We start from the raw sequence: 798 nt of genomic DNA, 5'->3' as shown, positions 1-798 counted from the left end.
TGACCGAGACGAGCATCCGCGAGCTGTTCGCCGCCGGCTTTATCCCCGGCATTCTGGGCATCTTCCTCTATCTGGGGGCGGTGAAGTGGGTGCTGTGGCGCGATCCGGAGGCGGGTCCGGCGGCACAGAAGGTGCCGTGGCCGGAGCGCATCGCCGCGCTGAAGAGCGTGGGCAGCACGCTGGCGCTGTTCGTGCTGGTGATCGGCGGTATCTACCTGGGTATCTTCACCCCCACCGAGGCCGCCGGCATCGGGGCCATGGGGGCGTTTCTGATCGCCCTGATGCGTCGCTCGCTGTCGCCACGTGTGCTGATGAACGTGCTGATGGACACGGTGCGAACCACGGCCATGCTCTTTGCGGTGGTGCTGACGGCACTGATCTTCGCCAACTTCATCAACCGGGCCGGGCTGCCCAATGATCTGCTGGCGCTGGTCAGCGGCATGAACGTGGCACCCTTCGTGGTGATTCTGACGATCATCGCCATCTACGTGGTGCTGGGCTGTGTGTTCGAGAGCATGTCGATGTTGCTGTTGACGGTGCCGGTCTTCTTCCCGGTGGTCGCGGGGCTCGGCTACGACCTGGTGTGGTTCGGCATCCTGGTGGTGATCGTGATCGAGATCAGCCTGATCACGCCGCCGGTGGGAATGAACGTCTTCGTGCTGCGGGCGGTGCTGCCGGACGTGGCGACGGGAACGATCTTCCGCGGTGTGACGCCGTTCTGGGTGGCGGGCACGCTTCGCGCCTTGCTGGTGCTGCTGTTGCCGGGCATTGTGCTCTTCCTTCCCGATCTGCTCTATT

Annotated in this window: 1 protein-coding gene; it reads left to right on the top strand. The window is 64.3% G+C overall.

Features of this window, described 5'->3' with window-relative positions; all coding sequences use genetic code 11:
- Positions 1–798 (top strand): TRAP transporter large permease subunit (locus tag RM463_RS17440; protein ID WP_311430774.1); only part of this gene is annotated, 798 nt, incomplete at both ends.

The organism is Halomonas sp. LES1 (assembly GCF_031846005.1).
In the GTDB taxonomy this organism is placed as follows: Bacteria; Pseudomonadota; Gammaproteobacteria; order Pseudomonadales; family Halomonadaceae; genus Halomonas.
Note: the sequence above shows the minus strand (reverse complement) of the source record. Positions and strands in the feature narration are given on the sequence as shown.